The following is a 22,613-nucleotide window of genomic DNA, read 5'->3' as shown; positions in this document are numbered from 1 at the left end:
GTGGGCGCCCCTAACGGATGAGTCTGAGGATCGAGGCCCCGAGCTGCGGGGCGTCCGGGCTGTAGTTCCAGGCGTCGGAGAGCTCGACGAAGCGGGTGTAGTAGCCGGTGACGCACCGGTCGCTGGAGTTGGTGCCGGGCCCGCAGACCTTCGTGCCGCTGCTGATCGAGCCGTTGACGGCGTAGCCGGTGAGGGTGAAGGCGGCGTAGCCGTAGACGCGGTACCAGCCGTTGCTGCCGCCGTCGCCGAACTCGTCGAACAGCGGCAGCAGGACGGTGCGGCCGAGCCACCCGGCGAGGTCGGCCTCGGAGCAGCCGGCCGGCAGCGACACACCCGTGTCGGAGGAGAGCCGCTGGCCGATCGCGGAGGTGGCGTGGCACCTGCCCGCGTCCGGCACGACCCAGCCGAAGCCACCCGGCACGAAGTTGCCCGACGGCCCGGTGCACCCGCCGACGTCGTCGGACTTGCTGAACATGATCGTCTGCAGCGTCTCGGTGGACGGCAGCCCGCCACCGGTCTGCGCCTGGAACGAGCACCAGGAGAAGGTCAGCGGCAGCACCGCGGTGCCCTGGCTCGGAGCACCCCACCCGACCGTCGCGGTCGCCGAGACGTAGCTGGAGTCGTGCCCGATGACGGGCGCGAACCAGTGCTCCTTGGGGGCGCCACCGGTGACGGTGACGCTGAGCGGGTCGCTGCTGAGCACGGGCTGGCCGGCCGTGCCCGTGGGGTCGTTGAGGGTGATCAGCTCCTGGGCGGTGGCCAGCATGTCGCCGCAGTTGCCGCGGGAGCAGTCCTGGGCCACCGCGATGGCGGCGGCGTCCGCGGCGACCTGGAGCCGGGCGCGCTCGGCGTACAGCGCACCGATGTCGACGGCGATGGCCGCGAAACCCAGCATGGGGACCATCAGCAGCGAGAGGACGACGGCGCTCGCGCCGTGCTCGCCGTCCAGCCGGCGCCGTGCCCGCGAGATCAGCCGTTGCATCGCATGACCCCCGTTCCGGTGAGCTCGATCTCCGCGCCGAAGAAGTCCGTCAGGTACGGCTTCGAGTAGGTGATGGTGAGGCGGACGGCGGTGTCGCCGGCGCCGGTGGTGGGGCAGGTCTCGACGGTGCCGCCGACGATGGTGATGTCGATCTGGTCGTCGGTGATCCCCGGGTTCAGCGAGGCGGCGGCGGTGCGGACGACGTTGCGCGCGTCCACCGGGTCGTTGCGCAGCGCCATGGCCCGCACCCCCTCGCGGGCGGCGGCCGAGAGCGTGCCCTGCACCTGGAAGGCGTGGCCGAACTCGACGATGCCGATCACCAGCACGATCAGCAGCGGCACGATGAAGGCGAACTCCACCGCGCTGGCGCCGCGCTCGTCGCGCAGCCGTCCACTCATCCCGATCCACCACCCTTCTCGTGCGACGGCGCAGCGGCCCTCGGGACGAGGGCCGCTGCGCCGGTGCCGCTACGTCGTCGCGCAGCAGCGAGTGGTCAGCCGCCGGTGGTCGTGGTGGTGGTGCCGCCGGCCTTGCCGATCTCCGTCTCGACCTCGGTGAACAAACCCTTGAGCTCGGTGCCGAGCAGCGTCACGGCGCCGATGATCACGACGGCGATGAGGCCGACCATCAGGCCGTACTCGACGGCGGTGGCGCCCTTCTCCTCGTTCTTGAGGCGGTCCTGGGCGACGGCGACGAGGCTGGCCAGGGTGGCGTAGGCGTTGATCAGCATGCGGTTCTCCTCCGGTTGTGGGCCGTCGGGTCCGGATCGGGCGATCCGGCCTCGCGGCGTTGGAGGGAGTTGTCGTGCGGGACACACCCGGCCTTGAGCGCCCCTCACCCGATCAGGGGACAGCGCTCCACCGGTCGAGGGACGGCTCCGGGCCGCTGCTGACGCGGCGTCACCGCTTCGACGCCGTCAGCCGGGGAGCGTTCCGCTCCAGCCGACCGCGATCGCCGCACCGAGCAGCATGGCCGGCCCGAACGGCAGCTCCCCCTTGAGCCCGATCCGCCGCGCGGCGAGCAGGAGCAACGCCAGCGCGGCCTGGACGACGAAGCCGGCCAGCGCCCCCAGCAGCACCGCCTGCCAGCCGAGCCAGCCCAGCGGCAGGCCGAGCAGCCCGGCCAGCTTGACGTCGCCCATGCCGAGGCCGGCGGGCGAGATCAGCGCCATGACCAGGTACCCGCAGAACAGCGCGGCGGCCGCCAGCCCGGCCCGGAGCAGCGCGTCCCAGGAGCCCTGCACCGCCGCGGCTCCCGCCAGCAGCGCCGCCGTCGCCACGACCGCCGGGCCGGTCACCCGGTCGGGCAGCAGCCGGTGCCGCAGGTCGATCACCGCCAGGAGCACCCCCGCCCCGGCGACGACCAGGAAGGCGGGCAGTTCCGCGACCGCTCCCAGCCGCACCGCCACGAGCGCGAACAGCGCCGCGGTGAGCAGCTCGAGCACCGGCGGCCGCACCGCGGAACGCCGGGTGGCCTGGCCGGCGGCGGCCCACGGGAAGGCGCCCGCGGCCCGGTTCGCGGCCGCTCCCACGAGCAGGCCACCGACCGCGGCGACGGCGACGACCGCTCCCGTCACGGGGCGACGAACCGGGCCGGGGTCTCCACGTGCCCACCCTGGCACAGGCCCGCCCCGGGGCCCGGCCGACGCCGCGACGGGCGAGCATGCGGCGGGTGGGTCACACTCCCGAGGGTGACCGCCGACGAGCGCACCACCACGTCCCGGACCGCTGCGACCGGGTCCTACCAGGGGCACGGCATCCACGCCGCCCCGGGAGTGCACGAGTACGCCGTCGAGCTCGCCCGGCGGGCACTGCCCACCGGCGGCCGGGTCCTGGAGGTCGGTGCCGGCTGCGGGGCGCTCGCCTGCCGGCTCCGGGACGCCGGGTTCGACGTCGTCCCCACCGACCTCGACCCGCCGCACGACTGGATCCACCGCCTCGACCTCGACGATCCGCAGTGGACCGAGGAGACCCGCGGCCCCTTCGACCTGGTGATGTGCGTCGAGACGCTCGAGCACGTGGAGAACCCGCGGCAGGTGCTGCGCTCGATCCGGGCCCTGCTCCGCCCCGGTGACCGGCTGGTCGTGAGCACCCCGAACATCACCCACCCGCACTCACGGCTGAAGATGTTCCTGCGCGGCGCCCCGTTCATCTTCGGGCCCGGGCACTACCACCAGCCCGGCCACATCTCGATCCTCCCCGACTGGATGCTCGTCGAGCACATCCGGCTGGCCGGGTTCCGGGACGTCCAGGTGACCACCGGCGGCAGCACCTGGTACGAGGGGCCGCGCAAGCTCGCCCACCGGATCGAGACGGCCCTGCTCTGGCTGATCGGGATACGGCATCGGGCGGACTCCGGCGAGGGCATCTGCACCTTCGTCACCGCCGTCGCCGACTGATCCTCCGGCGCCGCCGGGCCGGGGGTCGCCCGCCGACCGGCCGCTCACCGCTTCGTCAGCTGGAGGACCGGCGGCGACGAGGGCCTGCTCCGCAGGTCGGGACGACGACCTCCCCGTCGCACTGGATCTGGGGGGATGACGGACGAGTCGGCCTGTACGCCGGGTTCTGTCCACGGGCGCCTTGCGGCCTCCCGATGGGCGGTCATCCATCTAGGCCTGCCGTTGCCGGCAGGCTCCAGCGGTCTACCCGCAGGCTCGGGCGGGCCACCCTCGAACGCCTGCGCGGAACGGCGGCGAACCGCCGTTCCTTCTTGACCTAGCTCCGGGTGGGGTTTACCGAGCCACGCCGGTCACCCGGCGTGCTGGTGGTCTCTTACACCACCGTTTCACCCTTACCAGCGCGAGCGCTGGCGGTCTGTTTTCTGTGGCACTGTCCCGCGGGTCACCCCGGGTCGCCGTTAACGACCACCCTGCCCTGTGGAGCCCGGACGTTCCTCGGCGACGGGGTCTCCCCCGCCGACGCGACCGCCCAGCCGACTCGTCCGTCGTGCGGTCCAGTCTACGAGGTCCCGGTCCACACGCGGCCACAGCGATCCGAAGGGTTGGCCGGAACTGTCAGACCCCCTGCCTAGCCTGCGGGTATGTCGGTGGTCGGGTTCGCGGTCGGGGTGACCGTGGCGCCGGTGTCCGACGCGCCCTCGCCGTGGGAGCTGGAGGATCCGGATCCGCAGCGGTGGGACGAGCCGTTGAGTGCCTGGTTGCCGGCGCGGCGCAGTGCTGCGCAGGCGGCGGAGCTGCTGGGGCAGATCGTGGCCGCGGAGGCGCGGCTCGCCGCGCTGCGCGCGGAGCTGGTGATGGACCTGGCCGCCGCCCGCCCCGCCCCGGCCGACCTGCTGCCCGGCGGTGAACGCGCCGGGCAGGTCGGCCCGCCGGGGGCCAGTGAGTTCGTGCCCGATGAGCTGGCCGCAGTGCAGAACTGCAGCCGCACGGCGGCGGTGACGCAGCTGGAGCACGCCCACGTGCTCACCACCGTGCTGCCGGCCACCTTCGCCGCGCTGCGGCTGGGGCGGCTGGACTGGCCCCGAGCCCGGGCGATCGCCGCCGAGGTCGCCGCCACCGGCGCCGACACCGACCCGGGCGTGATCGCCGCCGCCGAGGCGGCGGTGCTGCCGGGAGCGGTCGAGCTGGGGGTGGGGAAGCTGCGGGCGGCGGTGCGCACCGAGCTGCTGGCCCGCGACGCCGCCGCGGCCGACCGGCGGCGGGAGGCCCGCCGGCGCGGGGCGGATGTGACGGTGCGCCCGGTCGGGGACGGGATGAGCGAGCTGCGCGCCCTGCTGCCCCATCCCGAGGCCCGCGCCTGCCGCGACGCCCTGGATCGGCACGCCCGCGCGGCGAAGGACGCCGGGGATGCGCGGCCGATCGGGATGCTGCGCGCCGGAGCGCTGGCCGATCTGCTGCTGCGCCCCTGGCAGCAGCAGCCCGCGGTGACCGCCCAGCTGACCGTGGTCGCACCACTGGACGCATTGACCCCCCGCCGGTTCCTGGCCGCCGGTGGGCCGCGCCCGCCCGCCTTCACCCGTACTGCGTCGGAAGCGGTCACAGGCGGGGCGCCCGCGCCGGTCGGGGAGGTGGACGGGGAGCCGATCACCGCCGCCCACCTGCGCGAACTGCTCACCCAACTCGACGCCTGCAGCATCCAGGCCCCGCCCGGCGGCAGCCTGCAGATCGCGCTCACCGACGCCACCGGAAAGCTGCGGGCCGTCACCGGCCGCGCGGAGCTGGCCCGGCTGGCCCGCACCGGCTGCCCCCACCACCCCGACCACCCCGACCGGTCCTGCGACTGCCCGCTGCTCGGCCCGCCGGCGGCAGTCGACCGCTACCGCCCCTCGGCCGCCCAGCACCGCTTCCTCGAGGCCCGCGACCGCACCTGCCGCCACCCCGGCTGCACCGCACCCGCCGCCTGGGCCGACATCGACCACGTCCTGCCCCACGCCGCCGGCGGGGCCACCGCCTGCGAGAACCTGTGCTGCCTGTGCCGCCACCACCACCGGCTCAAGACCTTCGCCCCCGGCTGGCAGCACACGATGAGCGACGACGGCGTGCTCACCGTCATCACCCCCACCGGCGTCACCCGCACCAGCCGACCACCCGGCTACCGCGTCCTCACCGCACCACCCGAGCCGCCACCAGCCGAGCCGGACGACGACCCGCCCCCGTTCTGACCGCGCTCGTCATCCCCAGTAGAGCGTGAAGCCCACCCGGCGGCCGCCGTCCTCGGTCAGGGTCGACATGTCGATCTGCCGCCGTGCCTGCTCGTCGACCGGCTCGTCGGACAGCGCCGCGAGGTACCGCCGGTGCTCGGCCAGCGACGCGACCGCGGCCTCCACTCCCCCGCTCACGTCCATCGCGTGCGGCGGCTCCCCGCCCATGGCCTGCACCGCGATGTACTGCACGCCCGGCCACGGGTCCTCGGCGAGCTCGGGGAAGATCCACTCGTTGGCGGCGTCGGCGACGGCATCGAGCACGCTGCGGGTCAGCGCCCGGTGGTCGGGCGAGTTCAGGGCTGCGGGACTGACCCCGGGCAGGGTCCAGGTGTCCCCGCCCCAGGTGGTCACCACCAGATCGGGCCGGTGCCGCCGGATGCCGCCCGCGAGCTCGCGGCGCAGGTCGGGCCCGGCCACCAGGACGCCGTCCCGGAGGTCGAGGAACTCCACCTCGCTCACCCCGACGACGGCGGCCGACGCGCGCTCCTCCGCCTCGCGCAGCGGCCCGGCTTCCGCCGGCGGCATCCCGGCGATCCCCGCCTCACCGCGGGTGGCGAGCAGGTAGCGCACCTCCTTGCCCGCCGCGGTCCACACGGCGACGGCGGCGGCGAGGCCGTACTCGATGTCGTCGGGGTGGGCGGCGACGACGAGGGCGCGCTGCCAGTCGTCGGGCATCGGTGCGGGCACGGGTCGAGTCTGCCGTGCCGGCGTCGGCCGCGGGCGGTCAGCGGCGCTCAGCGGCCGCGGGCCACCCGGAGCGCCGCCGAGACCATCGGCACCTGGAGCGGCAGCCGCACCACCGCGGCCGCCAGCACCGCCGGCTTCCCGCGGCCGAGCCGGACGTGGTGCAGGTGCGCGGGCACGAACGCGAGCAGCAGGGCCGCGGCCGACCACCCGCCGGCCCGCCGGGTCCGCGGCGCGGCGAGCAGGGCGGCGGTACCGATCTCGGCCACCCCGCTGGCGAGCACCCACGCCCGGGCGTCGCCGAGCTCCGGTGGCACCAGCCACTCGTACGTGCGCGGCCGGACCAGGTGCAGCACACCGGAGCCGCCCAGCAGAGCAGCCAGCCACGTCGCGTTCCCCGGCGTCCGCATGGGCCCACCGTAGGGTCACCGCTCGTGTCCGCCGCCGAGCTGCTCATCGTGGCCGGCGTCGCGCTGCTGGCGGGAGCCGTCAACTCCATCGCCGGCGGTGGCTCCCTGATCCTCTTCCCCACCCTCGTCGCGCTGGGGCTGGGCACGGTGGCGGCGAACGTCACCAATTCGCTGGCCCAGTGGCCCGGGTACCTCGGCGGCGTCGCCGGGTTCCGCCCCGAGTACGCCGGCCAGCGCCGGCGGCTCCTCCGGTTCGGCGCGGTGGCGGTGCTCGGCGGCCTCGCCGGCAGCGTCCTGCTGCTCACCACGCCGTCGGACGCCTTCGACGTCCTCGTCCCGGTCCTGGTGCTGCTGGCGAGCCTGCTCCTGGCCGTCCAGCCCGCGATCACCCGGCGGCTGTCCGGCGTCGACGCCGCCGAGCCCGGCCGCGACCCGGGGTGGCTGTACGTGGTGCTCTTCTTCGCCACGGCCTACGGGGGCTACTTCGGGGGCGCGCTCGGGGTCATCCTCGTGGGCGTGCTGGGCATCGGCCTGCAACGGATCAAGCTGGCCAACGCGCTCAAGTCGGCGCTCTCCGCCGTCACCGCCACCGTCACCCTTGTGGTCTTCGGGCTCTTCGGCCCGGTCGACTGGGTGGTCGTCGCCGTCGCCGCCCCGGCCGGCCTGGTCGGCGGGTTCCTCGGCGCCCGGATCGCCACCCGCATCCCCGCGACCCTGCTGCGGGTGGTGATCGTGACGTTCGGCGTCGCGGTGTCGGTCTACCTGTTCACCCGGGTCTGACCAGCCCGTCTCCGGTTCCACCGCTGCACCCCGTAGGCGATCAGGAACGTCAGCCCGAGTACGAGGACCACCGAGAGGGCCAGGATTCCCAGCTCACCCGCCGGCGGGAGCAGGACGTCGCCGCTGCCCTCGCGCCCGACCTGGAGCAGCGCCGGGAGGCCGAACGCGAGCAGCGTCACGCCCACCGCCCACGCCATCGCCCGCTTCGCCATCCCGGAACCGCCTCAGCGCAGGTGCGCGGTGTCGTTCACCAGCCGCACCGAGGTGCGCCCGTCGGAGCTCCAGGCGACCGTGCACAGCGAGGCTGCCTCCAGGAAGACCCGGTGGACGACGTCGTCGTCGACCCCGAGCCCGGCCGCGAGCAGCAGCTTGATCGGCGTGACGTGGCTGACCACCAGTACCGTCTTCCCGGCGTGCCGGGTGAGGATGCGCCGGCGGGCGCCGGCCAGCCGGGCGCTCACGTCGGCGATCGACTCCCCACCGGGCGCGGCCACCGTCACGTCGGCCATGAACCGGCGCACGGCGAGAGGGTGCCGGGAGCGCGCCTCGTCGAAGGTCAGCCCTTCCAGGTCACCGAAGTCGAGCTCCCGCAGGTCGTCGTCGAACTCCACCGGCAGCCCGAGGCGCCCGGCGACGATCTCGGCGGTCTCCCGCGTCCGGCGCAGCGGCGACGCGACGACGACCTCGATGCCCAGCTGGCCGGCCCGCTCCCCCGCCGCCTCGGCCTCGGCCCGCCCGGTGCGCGACAGAGGCAGCTCGTTGCGGCCGCTGAACCGGCGCTCGGGGGTGTGCTCGGTCTGCCCGTGGCGCAGCAGGTGGGTGACCGTGGTGACCACCGGGGCGGGCTCCGGCGTGGGCTGGACGTCGTCCTCGGCCACGCTGGGCTCGGCGGCGGCGTCGCGGTGCACCGGCTTGCCGTCCATCGCGCTGTTGGCGAGGGCGTCGGCGGCGCCGTTCTGCGCGCGGGGCACCCAGGTGTAGCGGACCCCGCCCAGCTTCCGCGCGATCGCGCGGGCCTGCAGCGCCAGCTGCTGCATGTCGGGGTGCTTGATCTTCCAGCGGCCCGACATCTGCTCGACGACGAGCTTGGAGTCCATCCGCACCTCGACCTCGGCGGAGGCGTCGAGGTCCAGCGCCGCCTGCAGCCCGGCGACCAGGCCGCCGTACTCGGCCACGTTGTTGGTCGCCCGGCCCACCGACGCGGCGCGCTCGGCGAGCACCCGGCCGGTCTCCGCGTCCCGCACGAGCGCGCCGTAGCCGGCGGGCCCGGGGTTGCCGCGCGAGCCGCCGTCGGCCTCGACGACGAACCGGCGGGTCACAGCGCTCCCCGTTCGACTCCGGGCTCGATCCGCTCCTCGGTCGCTGTCCCCCGCAAGCGGGAGGTGCCCCCAGCCTGTGGCGATGCTCCCTCGCCCGTCGTCCTCACAGCCCGGACTCGGCCGTGCGCACCAGGATCCGCCCGCAGTTCTCGCAGCGCACCACCTCGTGCGGGTCGGCCTTCTGGACCGCGGCCAGCTCACGGCCGTTCAGCTCCAGCCGGCACCCCTGGCACTGCCGCGCCCTGAGCATCGCCGCCCCGGTGCTGCCGGTCTGGGTGCGGACCCGGTCGTAGAGGGTCAGCAGCGGGGCGGAGAGGCCGCCGGCGACCGCGGCGCGCGCGCTCTCGTGCCGGGCGGTGGAGTCGGCGATGTCGGCGAGCGCGTCGTCGCGCAGCTGCTCCGCGCGCTCCCGGTCGGCCCGCGCCTGCTCGAGCGCCTGCTGCGCCGCCCGCAGGGTGGACTCGGCGGTCTCCAGGCGCTCCATCAGCTCGAGCTCCTGGTCCTCCAGGGTCGCCTGGCGCCGGGCGAGCGACTCCAGCTCCAGCTGCAGGCTGGTGGTCTCCCGCGCGGTGACCCCGCCGGCGTCCAGGCGCTGCTGGTCGCGGGTCGCGCGCTGCCGCACCGTCTCGACGTCGGCCTCCAGGCGGGACACCTCCCGCTGCAGGTCGCGGACCTCGGTCTCCGCCCGGACGACGTCGTCCCCGAGCGTCCGCTCGGTCTCCGCGGCGGCCTCGACGGCCGTGGCCTCCGGCAGCGTCCGCTTCCGGTGGGCGAGCTGGGTCAGGGCGACGTCCTCCGCCGCGAGCTCCAGGAGCTTCTGCTGCTCGAAATGGTCGACCTTCACGCGCTCAACCTACCCGCGCCCCGGTGGCGCTCCGCGCCGGTGACCCGCACGCGGCCGGGTCACCGCAGCGACAGCTCCGCCTCCACCGCGTCGACGGCGGCGGCGGGTGCGGGCAGGCCACCGGAGGCGAGCACCACGCCGTCGACGACGAGCGACTCGACCGCCATCCCCGCACGCACAGAGCGGCGCAACGCGGCGCCCCGGAGCCCGCGGCGGCGCCCGGCCCTCACCAGCTCCGGCAGCAGCCAGAGCCAGTTCGACGGCGAGACGACCTCGATCGCGACGTCGGCCGGCAGCCGCGCCCGCAGCGCCCGGTACACCTCCCCCACCGGGTCCGCCCGGGGCGCGTGGGCGTGCGAGCCCCCGTCGTCGAAGGGGCGCACGTCCCCGCTGCAGCAGCCGCCGCCCCCGCCCGCGGCCCGGGAGCCGCGGACGAGGACGACCCGCGAGGTCACCTGCGCGAGGTCCCGGTCGGCCCTTCGGTGGGCCCGGCCGTCGACTCGCCGACCTCGGGGTTGGCCTTCGCCACCGCGTCCGGCTCGCCCGTCCCGAACCCGTCCACCGGGGCGGACGGCCGCTCGCGGTAGGCGGTGCGGAGGGCCAGCGCCGCCTCCACGATCAGCCAGACCGCCAGGACGAAGATCAGGGCGTCCAGCGGGGCCAGCACCCACTGGTCGTCCCGGACGAAGTTGCGCAGGTTGACGATCAACGCCCACGACGTCATGGCCAGCAGGAACACCAGCGGGATGAGCGCGGCGAGGGGGTTGCGGCCGCGCCGGGTGATCCACACGGCGATGACCGACAGCGCCAGGCCGGCGGTGAGCTGGTTGGTGGTGCCGAACAGCTGCCACAGGACGCCGAACGTGTACCCCGCCTCGCCTCCGCCGGGCAGCAGCGCCATGCCGAGGGGGATGAGGACCGCGATGGTCGTCGCGACCGTGAGGTTGCGGGAGAGCGCCCGGATGCCGAGCAGCTCACCGATCTCCTGTACGACGTAGCGCTGCAGCCGGACCCCGGTGTCCATCGTCGTCGCGGCGAAGCTGATGACCACGACGGCGGCGAAGATCGTCGCGAGGTCGAGCGGGATCGCGATGTTGTTCGCGAACTGGGCCACGCCGTTGACGAAGTTGCCGGTCGCCCCGCTCGAGGCGGTCGCGAAGTCCGGGTAGAGCGCCTCCCAGTCCGCCTGGGACGCGGCGACGCCGGCCGTGGCGGCCAGGACGGCACCGGTGGCCAGCGACCCCTCGCCGACCGCCCCCATGTAGCCCACGTAGCGGGCGTCGGTCTCCTTGTCCAGCTGCTTGGACGTCGTGCCGGAGGAGACCAGGGAGTGGAAGCCGGAGATGGCCCCGCAGGCGATGGTGATGAAGAGGAAGGGGAAGAAGCTCGGCGATCCCTCGGGCACGTCGTTGATCACCGGCGCCTGGATGGTGTTCATGCCGACGATGACGCCCAGCGCGATGACGCCGAGGGCGATGAACAGCTGGTGGCTGTTGATGTAGTCGCGCGGCTGCAGCAGCACCCACACCGGGATGCGCGAGGCGATCCACGTGTAGGCGAAGAGCAGGACCACCCAGACGTTGCGGGTCTGCTCCACCCCCAGCGCCTCGGCGAGCCCGTCGAGCGAGATCGGGAAGGCGTTGCCGACCAGGATGAGGGCGTACAGCACGATCACGCCGACGATCGACGGGATCAGCGCCGAGGAGCGCGTCCGGTAGATGTAGACGCCGATCGCGATGGCCAGCGGGATCTCGAGCACGATCGGGATGACCGCACCCGGGTTGGCGACGAACAGGTTCCCGATCACCACGGCGAACACCGCGTTCACCAGGGTCAGCAGGAAGAAGATGATCGCCAGGAAGAGCTTCCGGGCCCGGCCGTTGATGACCTCGCCGGCCAGCGTGCCGATGCTCTTGGCCTTGTGCCGGACCGACACCGCCAGCGCTCCGAAGTCGTGCACGCCGGCGGCGAAGATGGTGCCCAGGACGATCCAGGTCAGGGCCGGGCCCCAGCCCCAGAACACCGCGATCGCCGGGCCGACGATCGGTGCCGCCCCGGCCACCGAGGTGAAGTGGTGGCCGAACAGGACGTGCTTGTTCGTCGGCACGAAGTCGTTGCCGTCGTTGTACTGGTGGGCCGGCGTGACGAACGCCGGGTCGAGGGCGTACACCTTCCGGGCCAGGTAGCTGGAGTAATACCGGTAGCCGAGGAAGAACAGCACCCCGACCACGGCGGCCACGACGAACGCGGGCACGGCAGAACCCCCTGGGTCCAGGGCGGCTTCGTCGCCGCCGTCGGAGGGAGTGAACACTCAGGCCATGGACCCCACAAGTCTGGCCGCGCTCCACGCCGCGGGTGTGGCCGAACTGTTGTGGTCCACGCCGGACGGGCCCCCGGCGGCCACCGGCGTCGTCCCGCTGGTCCTCGGCGGCCGGCCGGCGGTCGCGCTGCCCTGGGCGCACGTGGCGACCGCCCGCGCCGCCGCCGCTGCCGGCTCGGCCGCGCTGGTCCTCTCCGAGCCACGGTTGACCGGCTCCCGGTGGGCGCCGCTGGTGGCCACCGGCCGCCTCACCCTGGTCGAGGACGGCGACGGCGACCTGTTCACCGAGGAGCTGCTGGACCAGGAGCTCCGCAAGCACCCGCCCTCCCGGGCGCTGGCCGACTCGCACATGCTGCGCCGCGAGCACTGGTGGTACCTGCCGCGCCTGGTGCTGGTGCTCGATCCCGCCGACGTCACCGCGGGCGGGCGCCGGGACGGCCCCGCCGACGCGGTCCTCGCCGTCGACGACGGCGGCCTGCACGTGCGCACCGTCCGGATCCCCGACTGGGACGCCGATCCGCTCGCGCTGCCGGGCGGACCGCCGGAGGTGGCCGGCCCGGCGGTGCTGGTCGGGCAGGAGCTCTCCGTGCCCGACGTCGAGCGGTGGACCGTGCACACCACCTCCGGCCGCTACGCCGACGGCCGGCTCACCGGGGTGCGGCCGGCCGCGACCCGGCAGCTGGAGCCGGTGCCGGGGCTGCTCGCGCGGATCCGCCGCCAGCGCGCGCTCGAGCGCGGCTGCGTGCAGGCCCTGCGGGCCGCCGGCCACGGCTGACCGCGCGGACGCCCCGGTCAGCCCGCCCGGTGGGTCCAGGGATCGGTCCGCGGGGTGGCGACGGCCACCTCCACCGCGCCGTCCAGGTCGCGGCGCAGCACGTCGGCGGCCACCGGCAGCCACGGCCACTCGGAGGCCCAGTGCGCCACGTCGCACAGCGCCGGCCCGGGCACCTCCAGCGCGTCGGACACGGGGTGGTGCTTCAGGTCGCTGGTGAGCAGCACGTCGGCCCCGGCCGCCGCGGCGGCGCCCAGCAGCGAGCCACCGCTGCCGCCGCAGACCGCGACCGTGGTGATCCGCCGGTCGGGGTCACCGGCGGCCCGGACGCCCCCGGCCGTGGCGGGCAGCGCGGCCGCGGCGTGCTCGGCGAACCGGCGCAGCGTCATCGGCTCCGGCAGCCGGCCCACCCGGCCGAGCCCGGCCCGCGGGTCCGCGGCCGTCGGCTCCAGCGGCACGGCGTCCTCGAGGCCGAGCGCCGCCGCCAGCGCGTCGTTGACCCCGTGGCGCGGGGCCCGGTCGGCGTTGGTGTGCGCGACGAACAGCGCGGCGCCGGCCCGGACCAGCCGGTGCACCAGCCGCCCCCGCGGGTCGTCGGCCGGCACGCCGTGCACCGGGCCGAGGAACAGCGGGTGGTGGGTGACCAGCAGCTGCGCACCGGTCCGCACCACCTCGTCGACGACCGCCGCGGTCGGGTCCACGGCGAACAGCACCCGCCGCACCTGCTCCGCTGGATCCCCGCAGACCAGGCCGACGGCGTCCCAGCCCTCGGCGAGAGCCGGGTCGTATCGGGCATCGAGGGCGGCGAGGACCTTCCCGAGCTGCACGGTCACGGCTGGTCAGGGTAGGCGGGGGTGCGCACGGGCGGCCCGGTGGAGTGCCAAGCTTCGGAGCGTGGTGCGGCGGCGTGGGCAGCGATCGCTGCGGGCCCCCGCCTGGCTCGAGGAGCTGGTGCGCACCACGCCGCCGCCGGTCCCCTGGCGCGACGTCGCCCGGTTCGCCGTCTCGATCCCCGCCCCCCTGGGCGTCGCCGTCGCCATGGGCGGCCTGGACTCCGCCGCGCCCCTGGGCGCCGGCGTCTTCGGCACCATCGGGGCGCTCGCGGCGAGCCTCGCGCCCCAGCCCGGCCCGCTGCGCGAGCGGTTGCGCCGGATCGCCGCCGCCACGCTCTTCGGCACACTCGGCCTGCTCGTGGGCCAGTACGCGAGCGGTGGCGGCTGGGCGCCGGTGGCCGTCATCGCCGCGCTGTCGGCGGCCGCCGCGCTGATCAGCGCCGTCAACGCCACGCTGTCCCTGGGCGCGCTGCAGCTGCTCGTCTACACCGCCCTCGCCTCGGGCCTGGTGACACCGCTGCCGCTCGCCGCCGAGGTCGGGTTCTTCCTCTGCGGCGCCGCATGGGCGACGGTCGCGACCCTGGCCCAGGCCCGCACCGAGCCGCTGGACCCCGACCGGTCCGCCGTCGCGGCCGTCTTCACCCGCATCGGCGAGCTCCTGGCGGCGGTCGGCGGCGACGCGGCCCCCGAGGCCCGGCGGGCGCTCACCACGGCGCTCAACGCGGCCTACGACCGGGTCATCCGGAGTCGCAGCCGGTCGGCCGGTCGCAGCCGGGAGCTCTCGGAGCTCGCCGGCGTCCTCAACGCGGCGGCGCCGCTCGTGGAGGGCGCCGTCGCCGCCGCGCGCGCGGGTATCCCCCCGGATCCGCAGGACGTCGCCGCCGCGCACGCGCTGGCGGCGGCCGTCTCGGGCCGCGGCGAGCTGGTCGAGCAGCGCCCCGCTCCGCTCGAGCACGGCCACCCGGCCGTGCGGGCCGTCCGGCACGGCGTCCGGCTGGTGTGGAACGTGGTGGGCGACCCCGAGGAACGGGCCGGCGCGGCGGCCGCGGCGGTGGCCCGGCCCGACCTCCGCACCCGCCTCCACGACCTGGCCGACCGCACGCTCGCCAGCGCCGACGCCCGCAGCTTCGCCGTCCGGCTGTCGCTGTGCATGACCATCGCCGAGATCGCCCGCCAGCACCTGCCGATCGAGCGGCCGTACTGGGTCCTGCTCACGGTCGCGATCGTCCTGAAGCCCGACTTTGGCTCGGTGTTCACCCGGGCGGTGCAGCGGGGCGCCGGAACCCTCCTCGGCGTGCTGCTCGGCTCCGCTCTCCTCGCGGTGCTCCCCCGCAACGGGTGGGTGCTCGTGGCGCTGGCCGGTTCGGCCGCGGTGCTGCCGTGGGCGCGCAACGCCAACTTCGGCCTGTTCTCGGTGTTCCAGACGCCGCTGATCATTCTGCTTCTCGACCTCGCGCTGCCCGCCGGGCCGGGGCTGGTCGGTGCCCGGCTGCTGGACACGCTGATCGGCTGCGCGATCGTGCTGGTCTTCGGCTACCTGCTGTGGCCGCAGACCTGGCGCGCCCCGCTCGACGAGGCGCTGCGCGACGCCGCCCGCAGCCTGGACGCGTTCGTGGCGGCCGCCTTCACCGGCGGCCCGGCCGAGCGGCGGCGCGCCCGCCGGCGCAGCTACCGCGCGCTCACCGAGCTGCAGACCCAGCTGCAGCGGCGCCTGGCCGAGCCACCGCCGATCAGCACGCGGGCGGCCGCGTGGTGGCCGGTGATCGTGCAGCTGGAACGCGCGGCCGACGCGGTCACCGAGGCCGTCATCGCCAGCCGTGGCGGCGAGCCGGCCCCCGACCTCGCCCAGGTGGCCGTCCTGCGCCGGGCGATCCGCGGCCTGGAGGACGACGTCCGGGCGTCCGTCGTGCCGGACGACGCGGAGCTGCACGCAGAGGGCGTGCTGGCCCCGGTGGCCCGCGAGGTCGACGCCGCCCGCCGCCTGGTGCGCGAAACCGCCCCCGGGCGCCGCGGGGGGCACTGAGCCGACGGCCGCGGGCACGCCGGGGCAGCCCCGGTTGCGCGTGCCGCGCCGGGGGCCTGGGATGGCGCCGTGCCCGACGACCCGCCGCTGCTGACCGTGTCCCCGCTCGACGGCCCCCCGCCGCCGGGCTCCCGGACGGTGACCACCGATGACGGCTGCGACCTGCACGTGGAGTTCGACGGGCCGGGCGGGGGCGGTGGGGAGGACGCACCGCTCACCGTCGTCCTCTGCCACGGGTTCACCGCACGGCTGGCGGAGTGGCAGCTCCAGCGCGCGGCGCTGCGGGACCGGGCCCGGCTCGTCCTGTGGGACCAGCGCGGCCACGGCCGGTCCGGCTGGACGCCGCTGACGCGGGCCACGATCGACCGCACCGGCCAGGACCTCGGGCAGGTGCTCGACGCCGTCGCCCCCGCCGGCCCGGTGGTGCTCGCCGGCCACTCCATGGGCGGGATGAGCATCCTCGCGCTGGCCCGGCAGCGCCCCGAGCTGTTCGGCACCCGGGTCGTCGGGGTCTTCCTGCTCGCCACCTCGGCCGGCGGGCTGGTCAGCACCGGCGTCCTGGGCACCGCGGTGAGGCTGATGCGCCGGCTGCGGCTGCTGCCGCTGTACCTCTGGCTGCTGCAGCTGCTGGCCCCGACGCTGGAGCGGTGGCGCCGGCGGGGCACGCGGCTCGGCCGGCGGGCCATCCGGCGGCTGCTGTTCGGGAAGGACGACGCCGATCCGCGCAGCGTGCGCCTGGTGCAGCAACTGCTGGAGGAGACGCCGCTGCCGGTGACGATGGCGTTCTACGCGACCTTCCTCGACCACGACGAGACGGCGGCGCTGGAGGTCCTGCGCCGCGTGCCGGTGACCGTGGTGGCCGCGACGCACGACCGGCTGACCCCCGAGGCCCACGGACGGCGGATCGCCGAGGCGGTCGGCCCGGGCGCCGAGCTGGTCGTCGTCCCCGGGGCCGGGCACAGCGTCAACCTCACCCGCACGGCAGTGGTAGACCGCGCGTTCACCGGGCTGCTCGACCGGGTCGAGGTCGAGCGCCGGAAGGCCGGTTGACCGGCCGGATACGGGGCACCGGAAGGTGTGGCCGCCGCCACACTGCTGACTTGCCTGCACGGAGGGACACACCTACCTTCGGCGGCCACCATCCGGGACGTGCGAGGCCCTGGTCCGAGCAGAGCGACCAGGGCGGCGAGGAGTGAGACGTGGACCGCATGAGTGCCCTCGACAGCGGGTTCTACTTCGCCGAGAGCGAGAACACCCCCATGCACGTGGGGTCGGTAGCCGTGTTCGAAGGACCGGCACCGACCTACGGCGACGTGGTCCGGCTGCTGCTCAGCAAGCTGCCGCTCGTGCCGCGGTACCGGCAGCGGGTGCGGGAGGTACCGCTGCAGCTCGGCCGCCCGATGTGGGTCGACGACCCGCACTTCCAGATCCTGTACCACGTCCGGCACACCGCGGTGCCCTCCCCGGGCAACGACGAGCAGCTCCGCAACCTCGCCGGCCGCGTGCTCGGCCAGCGGCTGGACATGGCCAAGCCGCTGTGGGAGCTCTGGCTCGTCGAGGGCCTGGCCGACGGGCGCTGGGCACTCATCTCCAAGGTCCACCACTGCATGGTCGACGGCGTCGCCGGCACCGACCTCATGCAGCTGATGTTCGACCTGGACCCCGAGGCCACCCACGACGACCCCCGCGACTGGACGCCGCGGCGCGATCCCTCGTCGCTGGCCCTGGTCGCCGGAGCGGTCACCGAGGCGGCCACCCAGCCGCTGCGCACACTGACCAGCCTGCCCTCCGTCGGCAGCACCGTCCGCAACGTCCGCGGCCTCGCCGAGTCCGGGCGCACGCTGGCCCGCACCGTGCCGTCGCTGGCGAAGCAGGCCGTGACCCCGACCGCCCGGTCGCTCAACGGGCACATCGGACCGCACCGTCGCTGGGCGTGGACCCAGGGCCGGTTCGAGGAGTTCAAGTCCGTGCGCACCGCGCTGGGCGGCACGGTGAACGACGTCGTCCTCACCGCGATCACGAAGGGGTTCCGGGACCTGCTGCAGGGACGCGGCGAGCTCTCCTCCGAGGACCTGGTGGTGCGGTCGATGGTGCCGGTCTCGGTCCGCTCCGAGCAGCAGCGCGGATCGCTGAACAACCGGGTTGCCTGCGTCTTCGTCGACCTGCCCGTCGGCGACCCGGACCCGGTGTCGCGGCTGCGCGCGATCCGCGGGCAGATGGACGAGTACAAGCGTGCGATGCAGGCCGTCGACGTCCCGACGATCATCTCGATGGGCGACTTCGTCGCCCCCACCCTGCTCTCCCTCGGTGTGCGCTCGGCCATGCAGGCCGGGCAGATGTGGTGCCAGGCGGTGACCACCAACGTGCCGGGGCCGCGGGTGCCGCTCTACGTGCTGGGCAGCCGGATGTGCTCGGCCCACGCCTACGTGCCGATCGCCGGCGGCACCCGCTGCTCGATCGGGATCTTCAGCTACCTCGACACGATGACCTTCGGCGTCAACGCCGACTTCGACGCCTTCCCCGACGTCGACGTCCTGTCCGGAGGCATCCGGCGGGGCATCGAGGAGCTGCTCGAGCTCGCCCGCGCGGAGGAGGCCACGCCCGACGTGGAGCAGCCCACCCGGGGGACGACCAAGGCCCGGGCAGCCGCCCGGTGAGCGCCGGTGGGCGCGGGCTGACCGTGGCCGTCACCGGGCCGACCGGCACCTTCGGCGCCGGGCTCGTGCCGCTGCTGCAGGACGACGACCGCGTCGGGTCGATCATCGGCATCGCGCGCCGCCCGTTCGACCCGGCCGAGCGCGGCTGGACCAAGATGCGCTACCGGCAGGGCGACGTGCGTGACCCGGAGGGGCTGCAGGAGGCGTTCGCCGGCGCCGACGTCGTCGTCCACCTGGCCTTCCTGATCACCGGCAACGCCTCCCGGGAGACGACCCGGGCGATCAACGTCGACGGCACGCTGAACGTGTTCCGCGCGGCGGCGGCGGTCGGCGCCCGGCGGTTCGTCTACGCCTCCTCGGTCGCCGCCTACGGCTTCCACCGCGACAACCCGGAGCAGATCTCCGAGGAGTGGCCGGTGCGCCCGGCGGCGCGACTGTTCTACGCCCAGGAGAAGGCCGAGCTGGAGCACCTGCTGCAGGACGAGCTGGCGACGGCACCCGAGTTGGCGCTCTACCTGCTCCGCCCGCCGGTGGTGGTGGGTCCGCACGCCATCGGCGGCAAGGACGTGCTCCCGGGTCCGCTCGCCCCGCTGGGCCGCCGGTTGTTCGACCGGCCACGGCGGCTGCCGGTCCCCGTCCCGATGCTGGTGCCCCGCCACCCGCTGCAGTTCGTCCACGAGGACGACGTCGGGCAGGCACTGCTGCTGTGCGTCCTGGGCGCGGGTCCGCCGGGTGCCTACAACATCGCCGGCGACGGCGTCCTCACCGCCGCGGACGTGGCCCGGGAGTTCGGCGCGATCGCGATCCCGCTGCCCGCCGCACCCGCGCAGGCCGCGGCGCGGGTGGTCTCCCGGCTGCCGTTCCTGCCGCCGGCGGCCGAGTGGGTCGAGGCGGCCACCCGGCCGGCGATCATGGACACCACGCGCGCCCGCGAGGAGCTCGGCTGGCGGCCGCGCTACACCGGGCTGGAGGCGCTGCGCGACACGCTCCGCCCCGGCGGGGGGAGCTAGGCCCGCGACCCGGCGAGCCGCGCGTCCCGCATCCAGCCCAGCACCTCGGCCACCAGGCGCTCCGGCTCCTGCAGCTGCGGCACGTGACCGACGCCTGCCCACTCGGCGTACCGCCAGGCGGGGTGCTGCCGCGCGATCTCCCGGGCCGCCTGCACCGGCACCAACCGGTCGCGGTCGCCGTGGACCAGGAGCACGGGGACGTCGATGGACTCCATCGCGGCGCGGTAGCGACGCGGATCGGCCAGCACCCGGAGCACCGAGCGGGCGGCGGCGAGGAACGCCCGGTCCATCCCCTGGACGTCCCGGCGCTCCTCGATCAGGGTGACCGACCGGTCGATGACCTCCGCGGGCACCCGCTCGGGGTCGACGCCCACCAGTTCGAGCATGTCGTGCACGCGGACCAGCGCCGACGTGCGCTGCCGCCGCCACCACAGGAAGCGCTCCCCGACGAACGGGATCGCGTACAGCGCGAACGTGACGGCCACCAGGGGATCCAGCGCCCGGCGCGGGCCGGGCACGGCGGGGTCGAGCAGCACCAGCCCGCGGACGGCCTCGGGGTGCTCCCCGGCCTCGAGGATGGAGAGCATCCCGCCCATCGAGTTGCCGACGAGCACGGCCGGTTCACCGACCACCTGGGTGAGGAAGCGGTGCAGCACGGCCACGTTGGCCGGCACGCTGGCCGTGCGGCCGCCGGGCTCGCTCCGCCCGAAACCCGGCAGGTCGAGGGCCAGCACCCGCGCGTGCTCTCGCAGCGCCGGCGCGACGAGGTCCCAGTTCAGGTGCGAGCCGCCCAGCCCGTGCACCAGCACGACCGCCGGGCCGTCGTCCGGCCCTCCGAAGTCGAGGTAGTGCACGGGCCCGTCGAGGTCCACCGTGCTGCTCCGCCCGGGTGTGCCGTCCTCGCCCATCCCGCTCCTCTCGCCGTCGTCGTCCGTACGGTGGCACGTGGTGCCACCGGGCGCAGCGCGGGCGGGCCGCGAGGCGCGGAACGCGAACGTCCGCTATGACTCAGGACACAGTTCGGCAACATGTGCCCGCGCGTGCGCCCCCGCCAGGTGTGAGCCAGGCCGCATCTTGGTAGAGCCCGTGCACGAATGGACGGCAGCCTGGAGGACGACGTGGCACGACAGCAGGGTGACGGTCCGGCGCTCCCGCTCTACCTGAGCGAGCCCACCAGGGCGTTCGCGGACTACGGCCTCTACCTGGCGGCCCGTCCGCTGGCCCAGCGACTGCCGAAGGGCGACGGGCACCCGGTGCTCGTCCTCCCCGGCCTGCTCGCCGACGACTCCTCCACCCGGGTGCTGCGGGCGACGCTCCGGCGGCTCGGCTACCGGGTGCACGGGTGGGGGCTGGGCCGCAACATCGGCCCGACCGCCATCTGCGTGAACGGCCTGCGCGACAAGCTCGACTACCTGCACAACCGCTACCGGCGCGAGGTGACCGTCATCGGCTGGAGCCTGGGCGGCATCTTCGCCCGCGATCTCGCCCGGCAGTGCCCCGACCAGGTGCGCCAGGTGATCACCCTCGGCAGCCCGTTCCGCATCGAGCGGCACAGCCAGACCCGGGCCACCAAGGCGTTCGACCGCTACGCCCACCTGCACGTGGAGCGGCGCGAGTTCCCGCTGGAGTCCGAGGGCTGCCCCCTGCCGGTGCCCGCGACGTCGATCTACTCGCACTTCGACGGCATCGTGCACTGGCAGACCTGCCTGAACGTGCCCGGCGAGCGCTGCGAGAACATCGCGGTCACGGCCAGCCACCTCGGCATCGGCCACCACCCGGCGGCGCTCTGGGCCATCGCCGACCGGCTGGCGCAGCCCGAGGGCGAGTGGACGCCGTTCAAGGCGCCGGCGTTCCTGCGGCCGGCGTTCCCGAAGCCGGCCGCGCCGGGCCGGGTCGACGCCGCCGCCTGACCTGTCCGGGCACCGGCGGGGTTGTGGGCGCGACAGGGTTCGAACCTGCGACCGCTCGCTTGTAAGGCGAGAGCTCTACCGCTGAGCTACGCGCCCCGCCGGCCCAGCGTAAGGACCTCCCCGCCCCTCGCCACTCGCGAGCCGGCGGGGAGGCCCTGGCCGGGCGGCCGGTCAGGCGGCCGTGAGCTGCGCGACCGCGTCCTTCCAGCCGGACTGCTGGCGGGCGTCACCGGGTGCGTTCACCTCGGTGAAGGCGATGGTGCCCTCGGCGTCGACGAGGAACGTGCCGCGCAGGGCCATGCCGGCCTTCTCGTTGAACACCCCGTAGGCCTGGGCGACCTCGCCGTGCGGCCAGAAGTCCGAGAGCAGCGGGAACTCGAGGTTCTCCTGCGCCTTGAACGCCTTGAGGCTGAAGACCGGGTCGGTGCTGATGGCCAGCACCTTCACCCCGGCACCGGTGTAGGCGGTCAGCTCGTCGCGCAGCTGGCAGAGCTCGCCGGTGCAGATGCCGGAGAAGGCGAAGGGGTAGAAGACGAGCAGCACGGGGGTGCCGCGCAGGTCGGCCAGGGACACGACCTGCTTGTCCTGGTCGGGCAGGCTGAACTCGGGGGCGCGGTCACCGACGGAGAGGCTCATGCCCCCGATCGTGCCTCAGCGGCGGCTGCGCGCCGCCTTCGGGGTGACCAGCCGGATGCCGGACCAGTCCTTGGCCGCGGAGATGCTGCTGGTCTGCGACAGCCCGGCCGTGGGGGCGACCTCGGTGACGTCGCCGGGCTCCACGTGCCCGGGCCGGCCGGACTTCGGCACCAGCAGCCAGACGACGCCCTCGTCGGCCAGCGAGGTGAGCGCATCGGTGAGGGCGTCGAACAGGTCGCCGTCGTCCTCGCGCCACCAGAGGATGACGACGTCGGCCACCTCGTCGGTGTCCTCGTCGACCATCTCGCTGCCGGATGCCTCGATGATCGAGTCGCGCAGGTCCTCGTCGGCGTCCTCGCTCCAGCCGAGCTCCTGCACGACCATGCCCGGCTTGATGCCCAGCCGGGCCGCCATGCCGGCGCTGTCGACGCTCATCCCTGCTGCTCCTCCATGGGTCGGCCTGCTGCTGGCCAGGTGTGGGGTGTTCGGTGCCCGGCCCGGCCGGTGTTCACGCACGAAGGCGTCACGGGAGGACCGAGCGGTCGACGGACGGACACGCGGCGGAGATCGACACGACCAGCGGGAGAACCACCCGCACCCCGGTCATGTCCCCCCTCTCGCTGTCGTCGACGCCGTCGTCCGGCCGTCGTGGCCGGGCATCCGGGGCGGCGCCGTCTCGTCGATGCACCGCAGGCGGAAGCGTAGGGCATACGGGGCCGGGCGCAAGCCTGCATGCACCCAGCGCACCGGGGACGCCCCTCCGGTGGTGCG

At 74.9% G+C, this 22,613-nt stretch carries 24 protein-coding genes, 1 tRNA gene and 1 other RNA gene; 9 read left to right on the top strand and 17 right to left on the bottom strand.

From position 1 onward, the window contains the following. Window positions 1–10: 10 nt before the first annotated feature. From ACI79S_RS14950 to ACI79S_RS14935, 4 genes are all read right to left on the bottom strand, one after another. Entirely contained in the window at window positions 11–982 is a 972-nt protein-coding gene (locus ACI79S_RS14950; protein WP_456594232.1) for a pilus assembly protein TadG-related protein, read from the bottom strand. Further along, window positions 970–1,380 carry a TadE/TadG family type IV pilus assembly protein gene (locus ACI79S_RS14945; RefSeq protein WP_456594231.1) on the bottom strand — a complete coding sequence of 137 codons (411 nt, stop codon included), beginning with the start codon at window positions 1,378–1,380 and terminating at the stop codon, window positions 970–972. The genes ACI79S_RS14950 and ACI79S_RS14945 overlap by 13 nt, the downstream gene beginning before the upstream one ends. Before the next feature lie 95 nt (window positions 1,381–1,475). Further along, complete coding sequence (locus ACI79S_RS14940; protein ID WP_456594230.1) at window positions 1,476–1,712, bottom strand: Flp family type IVb pilin; 237 nt, start codon at window positions 1,710–1,712, stop codon at window positions 1,476–1,478. 186 nt (window positions 1,713–1,898) lie between these two features. Further along, window positions 1,899–2,558: a prepilin peptidase gene (locus tag ACI79S_RS14935; protein ID WP_456594229.1), complete on the bottom strand. Its 660-nt coding sequence runs from the start codon at window positions 2,556–2,558 to the stop codon at window positions 1,899–1,901. Window positions 2,559–2,672: 114 nt separating this feature from the next. Between ACI79S_RS14935 and ACI79S_RS14930 the strand changes: the two genes are divergently transcribed. Continuing rightward, complete coding sequence (locus tag ACI79S_RS14930; protein WP_456594228.1) at window positions 2,673–3,380, top strand: class I SAM-dependent methyltransferase; 708 nt, start codon at window positions 2,673–2,675, stop codon at window positions 3,378–3,380. Between the two features lie 139 nt (window positions 3,381–3,519). On the opposite strand, the gene rnpB is transcribed toward ACI79S_RS14930, so the two are convergent. Beyond that, window positions 3,520–3,921: RNase P RNA component class A (gene rnpB / locus ACI79S_RS14925), an RNA gene on the bottom strand. Window positions 3,922–4,021: 100 nt separating this feature from the next. Between rnpB and ACI79S_RS14920 the strand changes: the two genes are divergently transcribed. After that, on the top strand, window positions 4,022–5,602 hold the full coding sequence (locus ACI79S_RS14920) for a DUF222 domain-containing protein (protein ID WP_456594227.1): 1,581 nt from the start codon (window positions 4,022–4,024) through the stop codon (window positions 5,600–5,602). A 9-nt stretch (window positions 5,603–5,611) separates the two neighbouring features. Here ACI79S_RS14920 and ACI79S_RS14915 read toward each other — a convergent pair whose 3' ends face one another. Further along, window positions 5,612–6,331: a PIG-L deacetylase family protein gene (locus tag ACI79S_RS14915; RefSeq protein ID WP_456594226.1), complete on the bottom strand. Its 720-nt coding sequence runs from the start codon at window positions 6,329–6,331 to the stop codon at window positions 5,612–5,614. 47 nt (window positions 6,332–6,378) lie between these two features. Beyond that, window positions 6,379–6,738 (bottom strand): DoxX family protein, encoded by a 360-nt coding sequence (locus ACI79S_RS14910; RefSeq protein ID WP_456594225.1) that lies wholly within the window; start codon window positions 6,736–6,738, stop codon window positions 6,379–6,381. A gap of 24 nt (window positions 6,739–6,762) precedes the next feature. Here ACI79S_RS14910 and ACI79S_RS14905 point away from each other — a divergent pair, with 24 nt between their 5' ends. After that, a complete protein-coding gene (locus tag ACI79S_RS14905; protein WP_456594224.1) occupies window positions 6,763–7,518 on the top strand; it encodes a sulfite exporter TauE/SafE family protein in 756 nt (251 codons plus the stop codon). Here the strand turns inward: ACI79S_RS14905 and ACI79S_RS14900 are convergent. The 5 genes from ACI79S_RS14900 to ACI79S_RS14880 all read right to left on the bottom strand — a co-directional run bounded on the left by ACI79S_RS14900 (window position 7,497) and on the right by ACI79S_RS14880 (window position 11,935). Next, a complete protein-coding gene (locus ACI79S_RS14900) occupies window positions 7,497–7,730 on the bottom strand; it encodes a hypothetical protein (protein WP_456594223.1) in 234 nt (77 codons plus the stop codon). The genes ACI79S_RS14905 and ACI79S_RS14900 overlap by 22 nt on opposite strands. Window positions 7,731–7,742: 12 nt before the next feature. Further along, a complete protein-coding gene (locus tag ACI79S_RS14895; RefSeq protein ID WP_456594222.1) occupies window positions 7,743–8,837 on the bottom strand; it encodes a bifunctional RNase H/acid phosphatase in 1,095 nt (364 codons plus the stop codon). Window positions 8,838–8,940: 103 nt separating this feature from the next. Further along, window positions 8,941–9,681 carry a zinc ribbon domain-containing protein gene (locus tag ACI79S_RS14890; protein WP_456594221.1) on the bottom strand — a complete coding sequence of 247 codons (741 nt, stop codon included), beginning with the start codon at window positions 9,679–9,681 and terminating at the stop codon, window positions 8,941–8,943. A gap of 59 nt (window positions 9,682–9,740) precedes the next feature. Then, complete coding sequence (locus ACI79S_RS14885) at window positions 9,741–10,136, bottom strand: hypothetical protein (RefSeq protein WP_456594220.1); 396 nt, start codon at window positions 10,134–10,136, stop codon at window positions 9,741–9,743. Beyond that, window positions 10,133–11,935 (bottom strand): carbon starvation CstA family protein, encoded by a 1,803-nt coding sequence (locus tag ACI79S_RS14880; protein WP_456594219.1) that lies wholly within the window; start codon window positions 11,933–11,935, stop codon window positions 10,133–10,135. Before ACI79S_RS14880 ends, ACI79S_RS14885 begins: the two co-directional genes overlap by 4 nt. Before the next feature lie 64 nt (window positions 11,936–11,999). Here ACI79S_RS14880 and ACI79S_RS14875 point away from each other — a divergent pair, with 64 nt between their 5' ends. Further along, window positions 12,000–12,776 (top strand): hypothetical protein, encoded by a 777-nt coding sequence (locus ACI79S_RS14875; protein ID WP_456594218.1) that lies wholly within the window; start codon window positions 12,000–12,002, stop codon window positions 12,774–12,776. A 17-nt stretch (window positions 12,777–12,793) separates the two neighbouring features. Here the strand turns inward: ACI79S_RS14875 and ACI79S_RS14870 are convergent, their stop codons facing one another. Further along, a complete protein-coding gene (locus tag ACI79S_RS14870; protein ID WP_456594217.1) occupies window positions 12,794–13,606 on the bottom strand; it encodes a Nif3-like dinuclear metal center hexameric protein in 813 nt (270 codons plus the stop codon). Between the two features lie 61 nt (window positions 13,607–13,667). Here ACI79S_RS14870 and ACI79S_RS14865 point away from each other — a divergent pair, with 61 nt between their 5' ends. The 4 genes from ACI79S_RS14865 to ACI79S_RS14850 all read left to right on the top strand — a co-directional run bounded on the left by ACI79S_RS14865 (window position 13,668) and on the right by ACI79S_RS14850 (window position 19,296). Then, entirely contained in the window at window positions 13,668–15,629 is a 1,962-nt protein-coding gene (locus ACI79S_RS14865) for an FUSC family protein (RefSeq protein ID WP_456594216.1), read from the top strand. Window positions 15,630–15,698: 69 nt separating this feature from the next. Further along, the gene (locus tag ACI79S_RS14860) at window positions 15,699–16,679 is read left to right on the top strand and encodes an alpha/beta fold hydrolase (protein WP_456594215.1); all 981 of its coding nucleotides are present in this window, start codon (window positions 15,699–15,701) and stop codon (window positions 16,677–16,679) included. A 158-nt stretch (window positions 16,680–16,837) separates the two neighbouring features. After that, window positions 16,838–18,286: a WS/DGAT/MGAT family O-acyltransferase gene (locus ACI79S_RS14855; protein WP_456594266.1), complete on the top strand. Its 1,449-nt coding sequence runs from the start codon at window positions 16,838–16,840 to the stop codon at window positions 18,284–18,286. Continuing rightward, window positions 18,283–19,296 (top strand): NAD-dependent epimerase/dehydratase family protein, encoded by a 1,014-nt coding sequence (locus ACI79S_RS14850; protein ID WP_456594214.1) that lies wholly within the window; start codon window positions 18,283–18,285, stop codon window positions 19,294–19,296. Before ACI79S_RS14855 ends, ACI79S_RS14850 begins: the two co-directional genes overlap by 4 nt. Here ACI79S_RS14850 and ACI79S_RS14845 read toward each other — a convergent pair. Next, window positions 19,293–20,204, bottom strand: a complete 912-nt coding sequence (locus tag ACI79S_RS14845) for an alpha/beta fold hydrolase (protein ID WP_456594213.1) — start codon at window positions 20,202–20,204, stop codon at window positions 19,293–19,295. The genes ACI79S_RS14850 and ACI79S_RS14845 overlap by 4 nt on opposite strands. Before the next feature lie 210 nt (window positions 20,205–20,414). Here ACI79S_RS14845 and ACI79S_RS14840 point away from each other — a divergent pair, with 210 nt between their 5' ends. Continuing rightward, window positions 20,415–21,206 (top strand): esterase/lipase family protein, encoded by a 792-nt coding sequence (locus tag ACI79S_RS14840; protein ID WP_456594212.1) that lies wholly within the window; start codon window positions 20,415–20,417, stop codon window positions 21,204–21,206. A 24-nt stretch (window positions 21,207–21,230) separates the two neighbouring features. On the opposite strand, the gene ACI79S_RS14835 is transcribed toward ACI79S_RS14840, so the two are convergent. From ACI79S_RS14835 to ACI79S_RS14825, 3 genes are all read right to left on the bottom strand, one after another. Then, window positions 21,231–21,302: transfer RNA gene (locus ACI79S_RS14835), tRNA-Val, on the bottom strand. Window positions 21,303–21,377: 75 nt separating this feature from the next. Beyond that, the gene (locus ACI79S_RS14830) at window positions 21,378–21,842 is read right to left on the bottom strand and encodes a peroxiredoxin (protein ID WP_456594211.1); all 465 of its coding nucleotides are present in this window, start codon (window positions 21,840–21,842) and stop codon (window positions 21,378–21,380) included. A 15-nt stretch (window positions 21,843–21,857) separates the two neighbouring features. After that, window positions 21,858–22,277 (bottom strand): DUF3052 domain-containing protein, encoded by a 420-nt coding sequence (locus tag ACI79S_RS14825; protein WP_113810483.1) that lies wholly within the window; start codon window positions 22,275–22,277, stop codon window positions 21,858–21,860. Window positions 22,278–22,613 lie beyond the last annotated feature (336 nt).

The sequence above is a fragment of the Blastococcus sp. SYSU DS1024 genome, from assembly GCF_054050795.1.
Note: the sequence above shows the minus strand (reverse complement) of the source record. Positions and strands in the feature narration are given on the sequence as shown.